We start from the raw sequence: 20096 nt of genomic DNA on the forward strand, positions 1-20096 counted from the left end.
GCCGCCATGCACGCACCCTGCCCGCGTTCTCCTCGGTCGACGGCCAACCCCGGGCCGCCTCCTCCGTCGGCCTTGGCAGCGCACGCGCCGGACGACGCTCAGCAGACTGAAAGGGCACATTGAGATGGGTATCGAGGAGAAGCTCCCCAGCGGCGTGCTGCTGACGACCGTCGAGGGCGTCGCCGGCTATATGCGCAAGGCGTCGTTCTGGCCGGCCACCTTCGGCCTGGCCTGCTGCGCCATCGAGATGATGACCAGCGGCGGCCCCAAGTACGACCTTGCGCGCTTCGGCATGGAGGTCTTCCGGGCCAGCCCGCGCCAGGCCGACCTGATGATCGTCGCCGGCCGGGTCAGCCAGAAGATGGCGCCCGTCCTGCGCCAGATCTACGACCAGATGCCCGACCCGAAGTGGGTGCTCGCGATGGGCGTCTGCGCCAGCAGCGGCGGCATGTTCAACAACTACGCGATCGTCCAGGGTGTCGACCACGTCGTCCCCGTCGACATGTACCTCCCCGGCTGCCCGCCGCGGCCCGAGATGCTCATCGACGCGATCCTCAAGCTGCACGACCAGGTCCAGGCCAAGAAGCTCGGCGTCAACCGCCTCGTCGAGATCGAGGAGCGCGAGAACGCCGCGCTCCGGGCGCTGCCGACCTCGGACATGAAGGGCCTTCTCCGTTGACTGAGAACGATCACACCGACGAGACGCCTGAGAACGCCGTACCGGCCACCACCGAGCCCGAGGTCCGCACCGTCGGTGTCCGCACCGGGATGTTCGGGGCCAAGGGGTCCGGTGACACCAGCGGGTACGGCGGGCTCGTGCAGCCGGTCGTCCTGCCGGGAGCGGCCCAGCGGCCGTTCGACGGCTGGCACGAGGAGGTCGCGAGCGCGCTCGAGACGGCCCTCGGCACCGCGGGCCTCGAGCACGCGATCGAGAGCGTGGTCATCCACCGTCGCGAGATCACCTTCCACGTCCGGCGCGAGGACCTCCCGACCGTGGCGAGGACGCTGCGCGACGACCCGGCGCTGCGCTTCGAGCTGCTCTCCGGCGTGAGTGGCGTGCACTACCCGGCCGACGAGGGGCGCGAGCTGCACGCGGTCTACCACCTGCTCTCGATGACCCACAACCGCCGGATCCGGGTCGAGGTGTCGGCGCCCGACGCCGACCCGCACGTCCCCTCGATCGTCGCGACCTACCCGACGGCCGACTGGCACGAGCGCGAGACCTACGACATGTTCGGGCTGATCTTCGACGGTCACCCGGCGCTCACCCGGATCCTCATGCCCGACGACTGGCCGGGCCACCCGCAGCGCAAGGACTACCCCCTCGGGGGCATTCCCGTGGAGTACAAGGGCGGCACGGTTCCGCCGCCGGACCAGCGGAGGAGCTACAACTAGTGAGCACCACCGAAGACCTGTACGCAGGCACCAGCGAGACCACCGAGGGCCGCGTCTTCACGGTCACCGGTCAGGACTGGGACCAGATCGCCGACGGCCTCGCCGAGGAGGTCGAGGAGCGGATCGTCGTCAACATGGGTCCGCAGCACCCGTCGACCCACGGCGTGCTCCGACTCATCCTCGAGCTCGAGGGCGAGACGGTGACCGAGGCCCGGTGCGGCATCGGCTACCTGCACACCGGCATCGAGAAGAACATGGAGTTCCGCTCCTGGGTCCAGGGCGTCACGTTCTGCACCCGGATGGACTACCTCTCGCCGTTCTACAACGAGATGACCTACGTCCTCGGCGTCGAGCGGCTCCTCGACATCGAGGACCAGATCCCGGAGAAGGCCGAGGTCATGCGGGTGCTCCTCATGGAGCTCAACCGGATCTCCTCCCACCTGGTCTGCATCGCCACCGGCGGCATGGAGATCGGCGCGCTGACCGTGATGACCATCGGCTTCCGCGAGCGGGAGCTGGTGCTCGACCTGTTCGAGCTGATCACCGGTCTGCGCATGAACCACGCGTTCATCCGTCCCGGCGGCGTCGCCCAGGACCTCCCGCCGGGCGCGCTCGACGAGATCCGCGGCTTCGTGGCCCTGATGAAGAAGCGCCTCCCCGAGTACGCCGCCCTCTGCAACGCCAACCCGATCTTCAAGGCCCGGCTGGTCGACGTCGGCCACCTCGACCTCGAGGGCTGCCTGGCGCTGGGTCTCACCGGCCCGGTGCTCCGCAGCACCGGCTACCCGTGGGACCTGCGCAAGACCGAGCCGTACTCCGGCTACGAGGACTACGACTTCGAGGTCCAGACCTGGGACACCGCCGACGCGTACGGCCGGTTCCGGATCCGCCTCAACGAGATGTGGGAGTCGCTGAAGATCATCGAGCAGGCCGCCGACCGGCTGGCCGGCCTCGAGGGTGCCCCGGTCATGGTCGGCGACAAGAAGATCGCCTGGCCCAGCCAGCTGGCCATCGGCTCCGACGGCATGGGCAACTCGCTCGACCACATCCGCCACATCATGGGCGAGTCGATGGAGGCGCTGATCCACCACTTCAAGCTGGTGACCGAGGGCTTCCGGGTCCCGGCCGGCCAGGCCTACGTGCCCGTCGAGTCGCCCCGCGGCGAGCTCGGTGCCCACGTCGTCTCCGACGGCGGCACCCGCCCGTTCCGGGCGCACTTCCGCGACCCGTCGTTCACCAACCTGCAGGCCACGAGCGTGATGAGCGAGGGCGGCATGGTCGCCGACGTCATCGTCGCGATCGCGTCCATCGACCCCGTGATGGGAGGCGTCGACCGATGAGCTGCACCCCACGGAGTTCTTCGCTCCCCCGCTTCGCTCCTCCGCGAACAACTCCGCGGGGACCCCGAAAGGTTGGTGGCCAGTGACCAGCGCAATCACCGACGAGACGTACGCCGAGCTCGAGTCCATCGCGGCCCGCTACCCGCAGCCGCGCTCCGGCCTGCTGCCGATGCTGCACCTCGTGCAGTCGGCCCAGGGCCGGATCACCCCGGAGGGGATCGAGGCCTGCGCCGACATCCTCGGCATCTCCGCGGCCGAGGTCAGCGGCGTCGCGACCTTCTACACGATGTACAAGCGCAAGCCGGTCGGCGACTACCACGTCGGCGTCTGCACCAACACGCTCTGCGCGGTGATGGGCGGCGACGAGATCTTCGCCCGCCTGAAGGACCACCTCGACGTCGGCAACGACGAGACCACCACCGACGGCAAGGTCACCCTGGAGCACCTCGAGTGCAACGCGGCCTGCGACTACGCCCCGGTGATGATGGTGAACTGGGAGTTCATGGACAACCAGACGCCGCAGTCCGCGGTGGCCCTGGTCGACGACCTCCGCTCCGGCAAGGAGGTCACCTCCACCCGCGGCCCGCGCATCTGCACCTGGCGCGAGGCGGAGCGGGTCCTGGCCGGCTTCCCCGACGGCCGTGTCGACGAGGGCCCGGCCGCCGGCCCGGCCTCGCTGGTCGGCCTCGGCATCGCCCGCGAGCGCGGCTGGACCGCTCCCGACAGGGATCAGGGCGACGGCGGGCACGGCGTGCCCGAGCAGCCCGCCCAGGCGGTCGAGGGCGCTCGCGTGTCCGACGACAAGCAGGCCGAGCAGGCCGCGGTCGAGGAGAAGGCGCCGACCACCACCACGGCGGCTGAGAAGGAGGACGCGGAGTGACCAGCATCCTGACCCCGGTGCTCACCGACAACTGGGGGGACGAGCGCGCCTGGACGCTTGCGTCGTACGAGGCGCGCGGCGGCTACGACGCCCTCAAGAAGGCGCTGACCATGGCGCCCGACGAAATCATCTCCGCGGTCAAGGACTCCGGCCTGCGCGGCCGCGGCGGCGCGGGCTTCCCGACCGGCATGAAGTGGTCGTTCATCCCGCAGGACAACCCCAAGCCCAAGTACCTCGTCGTCAACGCCGACGAGTCCGAGCCGGGCACCTGCAAGGACATCCCGCTGATGATGGCCTCGCCGCACACCCTGGTCGAGGGCGTGATCATCAGCTCCTTCGCCATCCGCGGCAACAAGGCCTTCATCTACATCCGCGGCGAGGTGCTGCACGTGATCCGCCGGGTGCAGGCCGCGGTCGCCGAGGCGTACGCCGCCGGCCACCTCGGCACCAACATCCACGGTTCCGGCTACGACCTCGACATCGTGGTGCACGCCGGAGCCGGCGCCTACATCTGCGGCGAGGAGACGGCGCTGCTCGAGGGCCTCGAGGGCCGTCGCGGTCAGCCCCGCCTGCGCCCGCCGTTCCCGGCCGTCGCCGGTCTCTACGCCAGCCCGACGGTCATCAACAACGTCGAGTCGATCGCATCGGTGCCGAGCATCGTCGGCAACGGCGCGGAGTGGTTCGCCAGCATGGGCACCGAGAAGTCCAAGGGCTTCGGCATCTTCTCGCTCTCCGGCCACGTCAACCGCCCGGGGCAGTACGAAGCTCCGCTCGGCATCACCCTGCGCGAGCTGGTCGACCTGGCCGGCGGCATCCGCGCCGGCCACCAGCTGAAGTTCTGGACGCCCGGCGGCTCCAGCACCCCGCTGCTGACCGCCGAGCACCTCGACCTGCCGCTCGACTTCGAGGGGATGGCCGGCGCCGGCACCATGCTCGGCACCCGCGCCCTCCAGCTCTTCGACGAGACGGTGTGCGTCGTCCGCGCGGTGCTGCGGTGGACCGAGTTCTACAAGCACGAGTCCTGCGGCAAGTGCACGCCCTGCCGCGAGGGCACCTGGTGGCTGGTCCAGACGCTGGCCGCGCTGGAGAAGGGGCAGGGCTCCGAGTCCGACCTCGACCTGCTGCTCGACCAGTGCGACAACATCCTGGGCCGCTCGTTCTGCGCCCTCGGCGACGGCGCGACCAGCCCGATCACCAGCTCGATCAAGCACTTCCGCGACGAGTACCTCGCCCACCTCACGCACGGCGGGTGCCCCTTCGACGCGAGCCGGTCCACGGCCTGGGCCGGACAGGAGGCGATGGCATGACGGTCTCGACAGGCTCGACCAACGGGGTGGAGCGCACCGACCTGGTGTCCGTCACGATCGACGGCGTCCAGGTCAGCGTCCCGAAGGACACCCTGGTGATCCGGGCGGCCGAGCAGGCCGGCGTCCAGATCCCGCGGTTCTGCGACCACCCGCTGCTCGCACCGGTCGGCGCCTGCCGCCAGTGCCTGGTCGACATCCCCGACGCCGGCAACGGCCGCGGGTTCCCGAAGCCGCAGGCCTCCTGCACGCTGCCGGTCGCCGAGGGCATGGTCGTGAACACCCAGGCCACCAGCCCCGCGGCCGACAAGGCGCAGCAGGGAATCATGGAGTTCCTGCTGGTCAATCACCCGCTCGACTGCCCGGTCTGCGACAAGGGCGGCGAGTGCCCGCTGCAGAACCAGGCCATGTCGAACGGGCGCGGCGAGTCCCGGTTCGAGGGCGTCAAGCGCACCTACCCGAAGCCGATCAACATCTCGGCCCAGGTGCTGCTCGACCGCGAGCGCTGCGTGCTCTGCGCGCGGTGCACCCGCTTCTCCGAGCAGATCGCGGGCGACCCGTTCATCGCGCTGGTCGAGCGCGGTGCGCTCCAGCAGGTCGGGATCTACGAGAAGGAGCCGCTGCAGAGCTACTTCTCGGGCAACACGATCCAGATCTGCCCGGTCGGCGCGCTGACCTCCGCCGAGTACCGCTTCCGCTCGCGGCCTTTCGACCTGGTCTCGACCCCGTCCGTCGCCGAGCACGACGCCTGCGGCTCCGCCATCCGCGTCGACCACCGGCGCGGCAAGGTGATGCGCCGGCTGGCCGGCAACGACCCCGAGGTCAACGAGGAGTGGATCACCGACAAGGACCGCTTCGCGTTCACCTACGCGCAGCAGCCCGACCGGCTGACCTTCCCGCAGGTGCGCGGGGAGGACGGCGAGCTCCGCCCCGCGTCCTGGCCCGAGGCGTTCGCCGTCGCGGCCCGCGGCCTGCAGGCCGCGGGCGCGACCGGCGTGCTCACGGGCGGCCGGGTGACGGCCGAGGACGCCTTCGCCTACAGCACCTTCGCCCGGGTCGCCCTCGGCACCAACGACGTTGACTTCCGGGCCCGCCCGCTGTCGTCGGAGGAGGCCGAGTTCCTGGCCGCCGAGGTCGCGCTGACCCACCCCGACACCGGCTCCCCGACGTACGCCGACCTGGAGTCCGCCGCGACCGTGGTCCTGCTCGGCCTCGAGCCCGAGGACGAGGCGGGCGCGATCTTCCTGCGGCTGCGCAAGGCCCACCAGCAGCACGGCACCCGCGTCCTCGCGGTCGCGCCGTACCGCTCGCGCGGGCTGCGCAAGATGGGCGGTCAGGCGATCATCGCCGCCCCCGGCGCGGAGGCGGCGGTCATCGAGTCCCTCCTCGAGCAGGCCGAGTATGGCGTCGACAGCACCGCGGTGATCCTGGTCGGCGAGCGGCTGGCCACCTCGCCGGGTGCCCTCTCCGCCGCCGCGGCGCTGGCCCGCAAGACCGGGGCCAAGCTGGCCTGGGTGCCGCGCCGGGCCGGTGACCGCGGCGCGGTCGAGGCCGGCTGCCTGCCCACCCTGCTGCCCGGTGGTCGCCCCGTCTCCGACCCGGCCGCCCGCGTCGACGCCGCGGCCAGCTGGGGCGTCGACACCCTGCCCGAGGCCCCCGGCCGCGACGCCGACGCGATCGTGGCCGCGCTGGTCGACGGCCAGCTCGGCGGCCTGGTGATCGGCGGCGTCGACCCCGACGACACCAGCAACCCCGCCGCCACGCGCGCGGCGGTCGAGGCGGCGTCGTTCGTCGTCGCCCTCGAGCTGCGCGAGACCGACGTGACCCGGGCCGCCGACGTGGTGTTCCCGGTCGCGCCGGTCAGCGACAAGGCCGGCACGTTCATCACCTGGGAGGGTCGCCCGCGGCCCTTCGAGGCGGTCTTCAGCAACCCGGCCTCGCTGCCCGACCTGCGGATCCTGGCCGGCATCGCCGAGGAGCTGGGTCACCCGCTCGGGTTCCGCACCGTCGCCGACGTCCGCGCCCGGATGGCCGAGATGGGTCCCTGGGACGGCCAGCGGCCCGCGACCCCGTCGTACTCCTCGGGCGGCGGAGCCGCCGGTGCGATGGGCGGCGTGCGGCTCGCGAGCTGGAAGCAGATGGTCGACCTCGGCACGATGCAGGACGGCGACGAGCACCTGCGTGCCACCGCCCGGATGCCCGTGGTCCGGGTGCCGGCGGCGATCTTCGAGCAGCACGGCCAGCTGGTCACCCTCACCGGTGACCGCGGCTCGGTGACGCTGCCCGCGGTCATCAACAAGGAGCTGCCCGACGACGTGGTCTGGGTGCCGGCGAACTCGGTCGGCCGCGGCGTGCTCGCCGACCTCGCCTCGCCCGGCTCGACGGTCACCGTGAAGGGAGCGGGCGCGTGATCCTCTCGACCCTGCCGCTGGCGGCGGACGACACCAGCCTGGCCGACTTCGGCCAGGACCCCTGGTGGATCATCCTGATCAAGACCTTCCTGATCTTCCTGATCCTGGTGCTGCTCACCCTGTTCAACATCTGGTGGGAGCGCCGCGTCGTCGCCCGGATGCAGCACCGCATCGGGCCCAACGTCAACGGACCCTTCGGCCTGCTGCAGTCGCTGGCCGACGGCGTGAAGCTGGCGCTGAAGGAGGACATCATCCCGAAGGCGGCCGACAAGGCGGTCTTCCTGATCGCCCCGGTGCTGGCCGTGGTCCCCGCGTTCGTGACGTTCTCGGTGATCCCCTTCGGACCCGAGGTGACCCTGTTCGGCGAGCGCACGCCGCTGCAGCTGACCGACATGCCGGTCGCCGTGCTGTTCGTGATGGCCGTCGCCTCGATCGGCATCTACGGCATCGTGCTCGGCGGCTGGTCCAGCGGCTCGACGTACTCCCTGCTGGGTGGGCTGCGCTCCAGCGCCCAGATGATCTCCTACGAGGTCGCGATGGGCCTCGCCCTGGTCGCGGTCTTCCTGTACGCCGGCTCGATGTCGACCTCCGAGATCGTCGAGGCCCAGGACAATCTGTGGTTCGGCTTGATCCTCGCGCCGTCGTTCGTCATCTACACGATCGCCATGGTGGGCGAGACCAACCGCGCGCCGTTCGACCTCCCCGAGGCCGAGGGCGAGCTGGTCGGCGGCTTCCACACCGAGTACTCCTCGCTGAAGTTCGCCCTGTTCTTCCTGGCCGAGTACATCAACATGGCCACGGTGTCGGCGCTCGCGACGACCCTGTTCCTCGGCGGCTGGCACGCGCCGTTCTGGATCGACGAGCTGTACGCCGGGTTCAACGAGGGCTACTGGCCGGTGCTGTGGTTCTTCGGCAAGGTCCTGGCCTTCATCTTCGTCTTCATCTGGCTGCGCGGCTCGCTGCCGCGGCTGCGCTACGACCAGTTCATGGCCTTCGGGTGGAAGCGGCTGATCCCGGCCGCGCTGCTGTGGATCATCGCGGTGGCCACCATCCGCGCGATCTCCCTTGAGGGCGGCATCGACCGTCAGTACCTCCTGATCGGGATCGGGGTGCTGGTGGTGCTGTTCCTGGCCCTCTTCTTCTTCACCGACGAGGACGCCGACGGCGACGAGGAGCCCGCGGCGGCTCCGGCCGCGCCGGCGTCCGGCTCGTTCCCGGTCCCGCCCATGCCCGCCGGTGGCGCCGTCCGCGGTGCGGCCGAGCCGCTGACCTTCAGATCCAGTTCCACGGTCCCGGCCGGGGAGGAGCACTGACATGCCCACGTTGAAGGAGCAGTTCTGGGACCCGGTCGCCGGGTTCGGGGTGACCTTCCGGACGATGTTCAAGAAGGTCGTCACCGAGCAGTACCCCTTCGAGAAGCTGCCGACGGCGCCCCGCTTCCACGGTCGCCACCAGCTGAACCGCTGGCCCGACGGGCTGGAGAAGTGCATCGGCTGCGAGCTGTGCGCCTGGGCCTGCCCGGCCGACGCGATCTACGTCGAGGGCGCCCAGAACGTCGACACCGACGACGGCTCCGGCCGGTTCAGCCCGGGGGAGCGGTACGGCCGCGTCTACCAGATCAACTACCTGCGCTGCATCCTCTGCGGACTGTGCATCGAGGCCTGCCCGACCCGGGCGCTCACGATGACCAACGAGTACGAGCTGGCCGACGACAACCGCGCCGACCTGATCTACGAGAAGTCCGACCTCCTCGCCCCGCTGCTGCCGGGCATGGAGCAGCCGCCGCACCCGATGCGGCTCGGCGACGACGAGGGCGACTACTACCGCGGCGCGACCCGGGCGCCCGCGAGCGGGACCGAGGGGGCCCCGGAGTGAGCCCCGCGTTCTACGTCCTGGCGCCGATCATGGTCATCGCGGCGCTCGGCATCCTCTTCGTGCGCAAGGCCGTGCACGCGGCCCTGCTGCTCGCGGTCGTGATGATCAGCCTCGCCATCCTGTACGCCGTGCTGGAGGCGCCGTTCCTCTTCGCGGTGCAGATCATCGTCTACACCGGCGCGATCCTGATGCTGTTCCTGTTCGTGCTGATGCTGGTCGGCGTCGACGCCTCCGACTCCACGGTCGAGACGATCCGCGGCCAGCGGGTGCTCGCGGTAATCGCCGGCCTGGTGCTCGGCGTGCTGCTCCTGCTCGGTCTCTCCCAGATCGCGCTCGGGACCGTGGTCGGCCTCGAGGAGGCCAACAGCGGCGGCAACATCCAGGGGCTCGCCAACATCCTCTTCTCCCGCTACGTCTTCGCCTTCGAGGTCACCAGCGCGCTGCTCATCACCGCGGCGATGGGCGCGATGGTGCTCGCCCACCGCGAGCGGCTCACGCCCAAGGCGACCCAGGCCAGCCTGGCCGCCCAGCGGGTCCGCGACTACGCCGAGAAGGGCGAGCACCTCGGCCCGCTCCCGGCCCCCGGTGTCTTCGCCCGCCACAACGCGGTCGACACCCCGGCCCTGCTGCCCGACGGCACGGCCTCGGCGCTGTCGGTCTCGCGGGTGCTGGCCGCCCGCGGCACGGTCCGCTCCGCGCCGGCGCTGGCCGACGACATCGAGGAGGTCCAGCGCTCGCTGGGCGGCGTGCCCGGCGGTGCCGGCTCGGCCGCGGACACCTCCGCCGGGTCGGGCCACAACACCGAGCGGGGGACCGGCGTACCGCCGTCCCAGGTCGATGACCCGTCCGAGGAAGGGGACCGCTGATGGACGACGTGACGCCGTACATCATCCTCTCGTCGATCCTGTTCACCATCGGCTGCGTGGGCGTGCTGACCCGCCGCAACGCCATCGTGGTGTTCATGTGCGTCGAGCTGATGCTCAACGCGTGCAACCTCGCGCTGGTCGCCTTCGCCAAGCAGCACGGCAACCTCGACGGTCAGGTCGCCGCCTTCTTCGTGATGGTGGTGGCCGCGGCCGAGGTCGTCGTCGGGCTCGCGATCATCATGACCATCTTCCGCACCCGTCGCTCGGCCTCGGTCGACGACGCGAGCCTGCTGAAGTACTAGGAGTCCTCGATGTACCTCTTGTCCGACGCGGGCCACGTCCCCGTGGTCGCGCCGACCGGTGCGGACGGCATCTACTCGCTGATGTGGCTGGTCGTCGCGCTGCCGCTGCTCGGTGCCGCGGTGCTGCTGCTCGGTGGCCGGTTCACCGACCGCTGGGGCCACCTCCTCGGTACGGCGATGCCGATCGGCTCCTTCGTGATCAGCCTGCTGATGTTCGTCGACCTGCTCGGCCGCGACGAGGCGGACCGCCAGGTCGGACAGCACCTCTACGACTGGATCGACGTCGGCAGCCTGCACATCGGCATGGACCTGCTCTACGACCCGCTGTCCGCGCTGTTCCTGCTGCTGATCACCGGCGTCGGATCGCTGATCCACGTCTACTCGATCGGCTACATGGCGCACGACCCGCGCCGGCGCCGGTTCTTCGGCTACCTCAACCTGTTCGTCGCCGCGATGCTGATGCTGATCCTCGCGGAGAACTACCTCGGCCTGTTCCTCGGCTGGGAGGGCGTCGGCCTGGCGTCGTACCTGCTGATCGGCTTCTGGCAGCACAAGCCGTCGGCGGCCGCGGCGGCCAAGAAGGCCTTCGTGATGAACCGGGTCGGCGACATCGGCCTGGCGCTGGCCATCGCGCTGATGTTCGTCACCTTCGGCACCACCAGCTTCTCCGGGGTGAGCGCGCTGGCCGGCGGCGCGTCCGAGAACACCCTCACCGCGATCGGCCTGCTGCTGCTCCTCGGCGCCTGCGGCAAGTCCGCCCAGGTCCCGCTGCAGGCCTGGCTGCTCGACGCCATGGAGGGCCCGACCCCGGTCTCCGCGCTCATCCACGCGGCGACCATGGTCACCGCCGGCGTCTACCTCGTCGTCCGCTCCAACTTCATCTTCGAGCTCGCCCCGCACGCGCAGACGGTGGTGGTCATCGTCGCCACGGTCACGCTGCTGTGGGGTGCGGTCCTCGGCTGCGCGAAGGACGACATCAAGAAGGTGCTGGCCGGCTCCACGATGAGCCAGATCGGCTACATGATGCTCGGCGCGGGCCTCGGCACCGCCGGCTACGCGTTCGCGATCTTCCACCTGCTGACCCACGGCTTCTTCAAGGCCAACATGTTCCTCGGGGCCGGCTCGGTCATGCACGGCATGAACGACGACGTCGACATGCGTCGGTACGGCGCGGTGCGCCACGCGATGCCGGTCACCTTCCTGACCTTCGCGATGGGCTACCTGGCGATCATCGGGTTCCCCGGCTTCTCCGGCTTCTGGTCGAAGGACAAGATCATCGAGACCGCGCTGGCCGAGAACTGGCTGGTCGGCGTGCTCGCCCTGCTGGGCGCGGGCGTCACCGGCTTCTACATGACCCGACTGATGCTGCTGACCTTCTTCACCGAGAAGCGCTGGAAGGACGACGTCCACCCGCACGAGTCACCGGGCGTGATGACCTTCCCGCTGATCGTGCTCGCGGCCCTGTCGGTGCTGAGCGGCGTGCTGCTGCTCGGGGACTGGATCGTCGACTGGCTGAGCCCGGTCGTCGGTCACGCCGAGCACCACGAGCCGCCGATCCCGGCCCTCGCGGTGACCGGCCTCGCGGTCCTGGTCGTCGCCGTCGGCGTGGCGATCGCCTGGTTCCTGGTCGGCAAGCGCGAGGTCGCGCTGACCCCGCCCGAGGACGTCTCGTTCGTCACTCGCGCGGCCCGCCGCGACCTCTACGGCGACGACATCAACGACACCCTGGTCGTGCGTCCCGGGGGCGCGCTGACCCGCGCGCTGGTCCGGCTCGACAGCAGCGGCGTCGACGGGGTGATGGCGGGCGGACCCGCCCAGGTCGCCGGCATCGCCGGGTTCCTGCGCCGCGCGCAGAACGGCTTCGTCCGCACCTACGCCCTGTCCCTGCTCGGCGGCGTCCTGCTCGTCGTCCTGGCCCTCCTGGCGGTGAACCTCACGTGAACGAGTTCCCCTGGCTCACCGTGCTGATCGCGGTGCCCCTCGTGGGCGCCGTCGTGGCGCCGTTCCTGCCGAAGGCCAACCCGGTCCTCGCCAAGCAGTTCGGCGTCGCGGTCGCCCTGCTCACCCTCGCGGTGGGGGTCGCCGTCGCCGTCCAGTACGACGTCGACGCCGGCATGCAGATGCAGGAGCAGCACACCTGGATCGAGGCGTTCGGCGTCCACTACGCCCTCGGCGTCGACGGCCTGGGCCTGCTGCTGATCCTGCTCACGGCCCTGCTGGTGCCGATCGTGCTGGTCGCGAGCTGGCACGAGGGCGACGAGAACCCGGCCGCCTTCGTCGGCTGGACCCTCGCCCTCGAGGGCCTGTCGCTGGCGGTCTTCGCCGCCACCGACGTCTTCCTCTTCTACGTCGTCTTCGAGGCGACGCTGATCCCGGCGTACTTCCTGATCGGCGGCTTCGGCCGCGAGGGCCGCGGCGCGGCCGCGCTGAAGTTCCTGATGTTCCAGCTCGGCGGCGGCCTGGTGCTGCTCGGCTCGGTGATCGGCCTCTACGTCGTCTCCGCCGACCAGGGCAGCCCGTCGTACCTCCTGGGCGACCTGGCGCAGCTCGACATCTCGACCGAGGCCGGCCGCTGGCTGTTCGCGGGCTTCTTCATCGCGTTCGCGGTCAAGGCGCCGCTGTTCCCGGTGCACACCTGGCTGGCCGACACGACCGAGAAGGCCACCCCCGGCACCAGCGTGCTGCTGGTCTGCGTGCTCGACAAGATCGGCACCTTCGGGATGCTGCGCTTCTGCCTGGGCCTGTTCCCCGAGGCCTCGCAGTGGGCGACGCCGGTCGTGGTCGTGCTGGCCCTGATCTCGATCGTGTACGGCGCGTTCGTGGCCATCGGCCAGGACGACGTGCTGCGGCTGATCGGTCTGACCTCGCTGAGCCACTTCGGCTTCATCACCCTCGGCATCTTCGTGTTCAGCACCCAGGGCGGCACCGGCTCGATCCTCTACATGGTCAACCACGGCCTCGGCACCGCCGCGCTGTTCCTGGTCGCGGGCTACCTGATCCGCCGCCGCGGCACCACGCTGATCAGCCAGATGGGCGGTCTCGAGAAGGCCACCCCGGTGCTCGCGGGTCTCTTCCTGGTCGCCGGCCTGGCGACCCTGGGCCTGCCCGGCCTGAGCCCGTTCGTCTCCGAGTTCCTGGTCATCCTGGCCGCCTTCGACTACCGGTGGTACGTCGGCGCGGTCGCCGTCACCGGCATCGTGCTGGCCGCGATCTACGTGCTGTGGATGTACCAGCGCACGATGACCGGCCCGACGCCGCCCGAGGTCGAGGGGACCCGGGACGCCAGCGTCCGCGAGGTCGCCGCCGTGGCGCCGCTGATGGTCGCCCTGGTGCTCTTCGGCTTCTACCCCGCGCCGCTCCTCGACGTCGCCAACCCCGCGGTCGAGTCGCTGCTGTCCCACGTCGGCGTGAGCGACGACCGGCCCACGGTCGACCCCGCGGACGTGCCGCCGCACTCCTACTCTGAAGGGGAGGCTCACTGATGGACTTCACCAAGCCCACCATCGAGTACGCCGAGCTCTCGCCGCTCCTGATCGTCTTCGGCGTCGCGATCCTCGGCGTCCTGGTCGAGGCCTTCCTGCCGCGCGAGCGCCGCTACCTGTCGCAGGTCGTGCTGTCCTCCGTCGGCCTGGTGGCCGCGCTGGTCGCGACCGTCTGGGTCGGCGTCGACCTCGGCAAGGTCGGCGACGGCGCCGCCCGTGGCCTGGTGGCCGCCGAGGGCACCGTCGTGGTCGACGGCCCGAGCGTCTTCCTCTGGGGCCTGATCCTGGTCTTCGCGCTGGGCGGGGTGCTGCTCTTCGCCGAGCGCCGCCTCGAGGCCGGGGTGTCGGTCTTCGCCGGCCAGGCCGCCGCGCTGCCCGGCACCGAGGCCGAACGCCAGGCCTCGACCCGCGGGCTCGACCACACCGAGGTCTACCCGCTGCTGATGTTCGCCGTCGGCGGCATGCTGCTCTTCCCGGCGGCCGGCGACCTGCTGACCATGTTCGTCGCGCTCGAGGTGCTCTCGCTGCCCCTCTACCTGCTCACCGGCCTGGCCCGGCGCCGGCGGCTCCTCAGCCAGGAGGCCGCGCTGAAGTACTTCCTGCTCGGCGCCTTCTCCTCCGGCTTCTTCCTGTACGGCGTCGCGCTGATCTACGGCTTCGCGGGCTCGATGCAGCTGGAGCGGATCGACGCCGCCGTGCGCGCCGACGTCGGCAACCAGTCCCTGCTCTACATCGGCATCGGCATGCTCGCCGTCGGCCTGCTGTTCAAGGTCGGCGCCGTCCCGTTCCAGGCCTGGACGCCCGACGTCTATCAGGGCGCCCCGACCGCGGTCACCGCGTTCATGGCGGCCGGCACCAAGATCGCCGCCTTCGGCGCCCTGCTCCGGCTGTTCTACGTCGGCTTCGGCGCGGACCGCTGGGGCTGGCAGCCGATGCTGTGGATCATCGCGATCCTCACCATGCTGATCGGGGCCGCGCTGGCCATCGTGCAGACCGACGTCAAGCGGATGCTCGCCTACTCCTCGATCGCTCACACCGGCTTCCTGCTGACCGGGGTGCTCGGCGTGCAGAGCGCCACCGAGCTGGCCGACGGCGAGGTCACCTCGCTGCAGGCGGTGCTGTTCTACCTGACGACGTACGGCTTCGCGACGATCGGCGCCTTCGCGATCGTGACCCTGGTCCGTGACTCCGGCGGCGAGGCGACCTCGATCCAGCGGTGGGCCGGCCTGGGCCGGCGCTCGCCGCTGGTCGCCGGCGTGTTCGCGTTCTTCCTGCTGTCGCTGGCCGGCATCCCGCTGACCGCGGGCTTCGTCGGCAAGTGGGCGGTGTTCACCGTCGCCCTGTCGGCAGGGGCCTGGCCGGTCGTGCTGACGGCGATCGCGTCGAGCATCATCGCGGTCTACTTCTACGTGAGCTTCATCCGGCTGATGTTCTTCACCGAACCGGAAGGGGGCGCGGAGGGTGAGGTGGCGAGCGTGACCAGTCCGTCGATCCTGACCTCGGCCGCGATCGTCATCGCCCTCGCGGGGACCGTGGTCCTGGGCATCGTGCCCGGCCCTGTTCTCGATCTCGCGGCCCATGCGGGACAATTCATCAGGTGAGCCCACAGCACGGCAGCAACCTCGCTCTCCCGGTCACCGACCCCGCGCTCGAGGCGCGGCTGTCCGAGCGGCTGATCGAGGTCGAGAAGGCCCTGTACGGCCACGTCCAGAGCCGGTTCCCCTACGTCACCGAGGCGGCCAGCCACCTGCTCGACGCCGGCGGCAAGCGGTTCCGCCCGCTGCTGGTGCTGCTCGCCGCCGAAGCGGGGGAGCACCCGACCGCCGATGAGGTCCTGACCGCCGCGTGCGTCGTGGAGATCACCCACGTCGGCTCGCTCTACCACGACGACGTGATGGACGAGGCGGCCCTGCGCCGCGGCGCCGACTCGGCGAACGCGCGCTGGGACAACCACGTGGCGATCCTGACCGGCGACTTCCTCTTCGCCCGCTCGTCCGAGCTGACCGCGACGCTCGGCGCGGACGCCGTGCGCATCCAGGCCGAGACGTTCACCCGCCTCGTCGAGGGCCAGATCCTGGAGACGGTCAAGCCCGGACCCGGTGCGGACCCGCTGGCCCACTACCTCGACGTCGTCGCCGGCAAGACCGGTTCGCTGATCGCCACCTCGGCCCGCTACGGCGCCCGCTTCGGCGGTGCCGGGCCCGAGATCGAGGAGGCGCTGGCGGCGTACGGCGAGATCGTCGGCTCGGCCTTCCAGCTCTCCGACGACATCCTGGACATCGCCTCCGAGTCCGCCGAGTCCGGCAAGACCCCCGGCACCGACCTCCGCGAGGGCGTCCCGACCCTGCCGGTGCTGATGGCCCAGGCCTCGACCGACCCCGAGGACGCCCGGCTGCTGGAGCTGCTGGCGGCCGACCTCACCGACGACGACCGGCACGCCGAGGCGCTCGACCTGCTGCGCAAGCACCCCGCGATGGACGAGGCCCGGGCCTACGTCATCGCCCGCGCCGAGGAGGCGAAGGCGCTGCTCGTCGTACTCCCGGACGGGCCGGTGCGAACCGCGCTCGAGTCGTTCGCCGACGTCGTCGCGGTCCGCTCGGCCTGACGGGTCCGGCCTACCGCGAGCGGTAGGCCACCACGACGCTCGGCCGCGGGAAGTCGTCGGTGTGCGGCCAGGTGCTGGCCGGCGCCTCGAACGTGGCGCCGGTGATCTCACCGGGGTGCTGGACGGCGAAGAACAGCGAGCGGCCGCCGTCGGTCACCAGCGGTCCACAGGCCTCCGCGCCCCGCGGCACGGTGACGAACTGCTGGACCCGGCCGCGCTCCGCCCCCGAGACCGGGACCCGGAAGATGCCGTCGTTGGAGCCGAGCACGTTGCCGTCCGTCGAGACCCACAGGTTGCCTTGCGGGTCGAAGGTCACGTTGTCGGGACAGCTGATGGGGCTCACCCGCGACTTGTCGTAGCCGCCGAAGTAGGTCTCCTGGGCGGCCGGGTCGCCGCAGACGAGCAGCAGGTTCCAGGTGAAGGTCGTCGACGCGTGGTCGCCGCCCCGCGGGATCAGCTCCAGGACGTAGCCGTTGCGGTTCCCCGACTGCGTGACGAGCGGCTCGCCCAGCGCCGGCCGGGTCTGCGAGGAGGTGACCGGGTTGGCCTCGTCGGCCGGCTGCGCCGTGCCGCGCCCGGAGTTGTTGGTCAGCGCGGCGTACACCCGGCCGTTCACGGGGTTCGGCTCGACGTCCTCGGGCCGGTCCATCCGGGTGGGCGAGCGGCGGTCGGCGGCCAGTCGGGTGTTCAGGAGGACGTCGGCGACGCTCATCCCCGGCACGTACGACGTCGTGTCGCTGGTCAGCGGCAGCCAGGTCCCGGTCCCGTCGTACACGCCGTCGGCGGTGCCGTCGCCGGTGAGCCGGGCGACGAACAGGGTGCCGTGCTCCAGCAGCGTCTTGTTGTGGGCGCGGGCGCGCGGGCGCCCGGAGTCGTCGTACCGGTCGCGGGAGACGAACTTGTAGAGGTAGTCGCCGCGCTCGTCGTCGCCGAGGTAGGCGACCGCGCGCCCGTTGCGGGCGATCGAGATGTTGGCGCCCTCGTGCTTGAACCGCCCCAGCATCGTGTGCTTGCGCGGCGCCGAGCCGGGACTCAGCGGGTCGAGCTCGACGATCCAGCCGAACCGGTAGGCCTCGTGCGGCTCGGTCGACAGGTCGAAGCGGGGATCGACGGCCGACCAGCCGCGGCCCTCGCCGGTGATGCCGTAGCGGGCGAAGGACTCGGCGTGCTCGGCCGGGATGCCGTCGGAGGCGTCGAAGTACTGATTGACGTTCTCCTCGCCGGAGAGCACCGTCCCCCACGGGGTGGTGCCGCCGGCGCAGTTGTTCAGCGTGCCGAGGACGCGCCGGCCGGTCGGGTCCGCGGCGGTGCGCAGCCGGGGGTCGCCGGCCGCCGGCCCGGTCACCCGGAAGGCGGTGTCGATCGTGACCCGGCGGTTGTGCCGGGCCCGGGCCGGCGTGACCCGCCGCCAGGACCCGGCGACCTGACCACGCTCGACGGTCACCACGGACATGCCGTGGCTCTGCATCTCGATCCGGAGCTGGGTCTCGGCGTCGTACCGGCCGGTGGGGAACATCAGCGTGCCGGTCGTGTACTCGTGGTTGACGACGAGCAGCGCGCGGTCCCGGTCGGAGCGTCGCGGCAGCTCGACCAGGCCGACGTAGTCGTTGTTGAAGCCGAACTGCTGGGCGGCCGCCTCGGGCGTCTGGCGGTAGGCGTCGAACGCGGGGGCGCCCGGCAGCACCGGGTCGCCCCAGCGGACGACGACGTCCTGCCGGAACCCCGGGGGTACGACGACCGCGTCGCGCCGGTTCGGCGGCACCGGGGTGAAGTCGACCCGGCCGAGCCGCCCCTCGCCCCGGCGCGCGGGCCCGGCCGCAGCGGCGGGCTCGACGGCCAGCCCGCCCAGGGCGAGCACACCGGCCCCCACGCCGGCGCCCTTCAGCAGCGAGCGCCGCTGCACCACCCGGGCGACCTCGTCGCGCAGGTGGCCGTTCCCGGAGCCGTTCGGCTCCGGACGGTCGCAGGCGTTGCCGCAGCGGAAGAGGCAGGTCATCGCGTCGCGGGAGCCGTGCGGTCCGCTGGGGAGGAGGGGCAGCAGGGCAGGCTGCTGGGGAGCCGAGGTCATCAGGCAGGTCCTTCGTCCGAGTCCGAGTGGGCCTCGCACGCTAGGAGCGCCGGGTGAGCCTCGGGCGACCTGCAGGTGAACGGGAGTCAGACGGCCGTCGCGGCCGCGACGGTGAGCCGCAGCTGGCGGCGCCGGTGGTTGACCGCCTCCACGGTGAAGATCACCAGCGCCACCCAGACCAGCAGGAAGCCGGCCCACCGGCCGGGCGGCATGTCCTCGTGGAACCACAGCACGCCCAGCGCGAACTGCAGCACCGGCGCGAGGTACTGCAGCAGCCCCAGCGTGACCATCGGCACCCGCGTCGCGGCCGCCCCGAAGCAGATCAGCGGCACCGCGGTCACGAGGCCCGCCGACATCAGCAGCAGCGAGTGACCCGCGCCGTGGCCGGTGAACTCGGAGCGACCGGTCGCGACCAGGAAGACGACGTACGACGCCGCGAGCGGGGCGATCAGCGCGGTCTCCACGGTCAGGCTCTCGACCGCGCCGACGTTGGCGGTCTTCTTCGCGAGGCCGTAGGTGCCGAAGGAGAGAGCGAGCACGAGGGCGACCCACGGCGGACCGCCGTAGTCCCAGGTGAGCACGGCGACGGCCGAGGTGGCGACCCCCATCGCCGCCCACTGGAGCGGCCGCAGCCGCTCGCCGAGCAGCAGCACCCCCATCAGCACCGTCACGAGCGGGTTGATGAAGTAGCCGAGCGAGGCCTCCACGACCCGGTCGTTGGTGACCCCCCAGATGTAGGTGGCCCAGTTGACGGTGATCGTCGCGGCCGCACCCCCGAGCAGCAGGAGGGTACGACGGTCGCGGAGCAGGGCCCGTACCTGTGAGGTCCGTCGCAGCACGACGACGAGCAGGCCCATGGTCAGCGCGGACCAGACGATGCGGTGGGCGAGGATCTCGAGGGCGCCGGCCGGCTCCAGGAGCGGGAAGTAGAGCGGGAAGGCCCCCCACATGACGTAGGCCGCGACCCCCAGGGTCAATCCACGCCGCGACTCCACCACCGGAGCAGCATAGGGTCGCCACGTCGGTCACCCGCCGGGGCCCGGCGTTTGCGGCCTTGAGTGCCCGGGCAGGCTGGTCCGATGTCCACGACCGCAGATCACGAGGGGGAACCCCGTCCCATGCGCATGCACCGAATCCTGGCCGCCCTGCTCGGCCTCGCCCTGCTGGGCCTGATGCCGACGTCCCTGTCGGCGCCCGCGAGCGCGGCCGGGGTCGCGCCGGCCGTCGCCTCGGCACCGGCCGTCGCTCGGGCCGCCAAGCTGCCCCGCGAGCTCCACGACCGCAGCGCCCGCCGCGGCGACCGCTGGTTCATCAAGGGCCGGGTCACGCCCCAGGGCGGCCGCAAGGTGGTCGTCATCAAGCGCAAGGTCGGCCCGCACAAGGCGTGGCGCACCTGGAAGAAGGTCCGTGCCGACCGCCAGGGCCGCTTCCGCGTGGAGGTCGCGTTCCCGGACAGCACCCGCTCGACCTGGTTCTACAAGGGCGGCGTCAAGGCCACCGCGAAGTACCAGGCCGGGCGCACCGACAAGATCTACACGGTCTGCCGGCGCTCGAGCTGCTGAGCCGCG

17 protein-coding genes are annotated in these 20096 nt (G+C 71.2%); 15 read left to right on the forward strand and 2 right to left on the reverse strand.

Features of this window, described 5'->3' with window-relative positions:
- Window positions 1–124 precede the first annotated feature (124 nt).
- The 14 genes from V7S47_RS22530 (at window position 125) to V7S47_RS22595 (ending at window position 16460) form a co-directional block, all read left to right on the forward strand.
- Window positions 125–679 (forward strand): NuoB/complex I 20 kDa subunit family protein, encoded by a 555-nt coding sequence (locus V7S47_RS22530; RefSeq protein WP_090856834.1) that lies wholly within the window; start codon window positions 125–127, stop codon window positions 677–679.
- A complete protein-coding gene (locus V7S47_RS22535) occupies window positions 676–1395 on the forward strand; it encodes an NADH-quinone oxidoreductase subunit C (protein WP_336563667.1) in 720 nt (239 codons plus the stop codon). The genes V7S47_RS22530 and V7S47_RS22535 overlap by 4 nt, the downstream gene beginning before the upstream one ends.
- Entirely contained in the window at window positions 1395–2735 is a 1341-nt protein-coding gene (locus V7S47_RS22540; protein ID WP_336563668.1) for an NADH-quinone oxidoreductase subunit D, read from the forward strand. The genes V7S47_RS22535 and V7S47_RS22540 overlap by 1 nt, the downstream gene beginning before the upstream one ends.
- A gap of 82 nt (window positions 2736–2817) precedes the next feature.
- A complete protein-coding gene (gene nuoE / locus V7S47_RS22545; protein ID WP_090856843.1) occupies window positions 2818–3615 on the forward strand; it encodes an NADH-quinone oxidoreductase subunit NuoE in 798 nt (265 codons plus the stop codon).
- Window positions 3612–4922, forward strand: a complete 1311-nt coding sequence (nuoF, locus tag V7S47_RS22550; protein ID WP_336563669.1) for an NADH-quinone oxidoreductase subunit NuoF — start codon at window positions 3612–3614, stop codon at window positions 4920–4922. The genes nuoE and nuoF overlap by 4 nt, the downstream gene beginning before the upstream one ends.
- Window positions 4919–7330, forward strand: a complete 2412-nt coding sequence (locus tag V7S47_RS22555) for an NADH-quinone oxidoreductase subunit G (protein WP_336563670.1) — start codon at window positions 4919–4921, stop codon at window positions 7328–7330. Before nuoF ends, V7S47_RS22555 begins: the two co-directional genes overlap by 4 nt.
- Window positions 7327–8643 (forward strand): NADH-quinone oxidoreductase subunit NuoH, encoded by a 1317-nt coding sequence (gene nuoH, locus V7S47_RS22560; protein WP_336563671.1) that lies wholly within the window; start codon window positions 7327–7329, stop codon window positions 8641–8643. Before V7S47_RS22555 ends, nuoH begins: the two co-directional genes overlap by 4 nt.
- A 1-nt stretch (window position 8644) precedes the next feature.
- Complete coding sequence (gene nuoI / locus V7S47_RS22565) at window positions 8645–9205, forward strand: NADH-quinone oxidoreductase subunit NuoI (protein ID WP_090856852.1); 561 nt, start codon at window positions 8645–8647, stop codon at window positions 9203–9205.
- Window positions 9202–10071, forward strand: coding sequence for an NADH-quinone oxidoreductase subunit J (locus V7S47_RS22570; protein WP_280139648.1), 870 nt, complete (start codon window positions 9202–9204; stop codon window positions 10069–10071). The genes nuoI and V7S47_RS22570 overlap by 4 nt, the downstream gene beginning before the upstream one ends.
- Window positions 10071–10373 carry an NADH-quinone oxidoreductase subunit NuoK gene (nuoK, locus tag V7S47_RS22575; RefSeq protein ID WP_090856854.1) on the forward strand — a complete coding sequence of 101 codons (303 nt, stop codon included), beginning with the start codon at window positions 10071–10073 and terminating at the stop codon, window positions 10371–10373. The genes V7S47_RS22570 and nuoK overlap by 1 nt, the downstream gene beginning before the upstream one ends.
- Before the next feature lie 9 nt (window positions 10374–10382).
- Window positions 10383–12314 (forward strand): NADH-quinone oxidoreductase subunit L, encoded by a 1932-nt coding sequence (gene nuoL / locus V7S47_RS22580; RefSeq protein WP_336563673.1) that lies wholly within the window; start codon window positions 10383–10385, stop codon window positions 12312–12314.
- Window positions 12311–13855: an NADH-quinone oxidoreductase subunit M gene (locus V7S47_RS22585; protein ID WP_336563674.1), complete on the forward strand. Its 1545-nt coding sequence runs from the start codon at window positions 12311–12313 to the stop codon at window positions 13853–13855. Before nuoL ends, V7S47_RS22585 begins: the two co-directional genes overlap by 4 nt.
- Window positions 13855–15456 carry an NADH-quinone oxidoreductase subunit NuoN gene (gene nuoN, locus V7S47_RS22590; protein ID WP_336563675.1) on the forward strand — a complete coding sequence of 534 codons (1602 nt, stop codon included), beginning with the start codon at window positions 13855–13857 and terminating at the stop codon, window positions 15454–15456. Before V7S47_RS22585 ends, nuoN begins: the two co-directional genes overlap by 1 nt.
- Window positions 15453–16460, forward strand: coding sequence for a polyprenyl synthetase family protein (locus V7S47_RS22595; protein ID WP_336563676.1), 1008 nt, complete (start codon window positions 15453–15455; stop codon window positions 16458–16460). Before nuoN ends, V7S47_RS22595 begins: the two co-directional genes overlap by 4 nt.
- A gap of 10 nt (window positions 16461–16470) precedes the next feature.
- Here V7S47_RS22595 and V7S47_RS22600 read toward each other — a convergent pair whose 3' ends face one another.
- Both V7S47_RS22600 and rarD read right to left on the reverse strand, forming a co-directional pair.
- The gene (locus V7S47_RS22600) at window positions 16471–18528 is read right to left on the reverse strand and encodes a PhoX family protein (RefSeq protein WP_336563677.1); all 2058 of its coding nucleotides are present in this window, start codon (window positions 18526–18528) and stop codon (window positions 16471–16473) included.
- A gap of 86 nt (window positions 18529–18614) precedes the next feature.
- Window positions 18615–19526 (reverse strand): EamA family transporter RarD, encoded by a 912-nt coding sequence (gene rarD, locus V7S47_RS22605; RefSeq protein ID WP_336563678.1) that lies wholly within the window; start codon window positions 19524–19526, stop codon window positions 18615–18617.
- A 120-nt stretch (window positions 19527–19646) separates the two neighbouring features.
- Here rarD and V7S47_RS22610 point away from each other — a divergent pair, with 120 nt between their 5' ends.
- On the forward strand, window positions 19647–20090 hold the full coding sequence (locus V7S47_RS22610) for a hypothetical protein (protein WP_336563679.1): 444 nt from the start codon (window positions 19647–19649) through the stop codon (window positions 20088–20090).
- The last annotated feature ends 6 nt before the right edge of the window (window positions 20091–20096 follow it).

Origin of the sequence: Nocardioides sp. CCNWLW216 (genome assembly GCF_037120545.1) — a bacterium.
GTDB lineage: Bacteria > Actinomycetota > Actinomycetes > Propionibacteriales > Nocardioidaceae > Nocardioides > Nocardioides lianchengensis.